Raw genomic sequence first — 682 nt, forward strand, 5'->3', positions numbered from 1 at the left:
GCTCAAACATGGGGGTGCCCTTGAATGGTTTGGCTACCACATCATTCAAGTCATCTTGGAGGGTTTGAATATGCTCTGGATAGTCCCTGAGCATTTCTCGCAGCTTCTGTGGGACTGGAGGTGGCGGCAGAGGGGGCATAAATACTCCATTTCACCTGGTCTTGGGAGGCACTATAGGCCCAGATACGGGGGGCGACAGGGCTGGGCATAACGTTACGATGTCGGGTGGTATTCGCGCAGCACGTCGGGGTCGATCGTAACCACATCACCCGAAAGTTCCATACTGGCTGCTCTGGTAAGCCCTCCCTTGCCCGCGCCAGGCTGCCCGCCAAGGATGATGGCCTTCGGTCTATCGTGCGATAGCGCTGTATTGAACTCGCTTTTCGGGATGACTGAATCCCTGAAAACACGAGTATGGGTCTTTGAGTCCAAACGATCTTCGGAAGCGCTCATTCGAAGGCATCCTTATTGGTCTGGAAATACGCCCAGAGTGCTTCGTCGCCGATCCAGCGCCCCTTGAAGCAGGCCTGGCCCATTAGGAGATCCTTTGCCTTTGCCCGCTCAATCGCTACCGGATCGCCACTGGCCTCGGCAGCCTGGAGTTCTTCGCGGGCTTCCTGGATAAATGTCTCCAATCGACCTTCGAGCAGCCAAATAGCTCGATCAAATGGATCGGAGCCGT

Annotated in this window: 2 protein-coding genes; both read right to left on the bottom strand. The window is 55.7% G+C overall.

Features of this window, described 5'->3' with window-relative positions; translation table 11 throughout:
• Positions 1–213: 213 nt before the first annotated feature.
• Entirely contained in the window at positions 214–453 is a 240-nt protein-coding gene (locus EBB59_RS13330) for a zeta toxin family protein (protein WP_122102597.1), read from the bottom strand.
• On the bottom strand, positions 450–682 hold a 233-nt coding region (locus EBB59_RS13335; RefSeq protein ID WP_147455632.1), incomplete at its 5' end, for a hypothetical protein. The genes EBB59_RS13330 and EBB59_RS13335, both read right to left, overlap by 4 nt.

Origin of the sequence: Solilutibacter pythonis, from assembly GCF_003697345.1 — a bacterium.
GTDB classification, from domain to species: Bacteria; Pseudomonadota; Gammaproteobacteria; order Xanthomonadales; family Xanthomonadaceae; genus Solilutibacter; species Solilutibacter pythonis.

Excerpts from the sequence above, each read along its gene's own strand:
- EBB59_RS13330 (WP_122102597.1), bottom strand. The coding sequence starts at position 453 with ATGAGCGCTTCCGAAGATCGTTTGGACTCAAAGACCCATACTCGTGTT.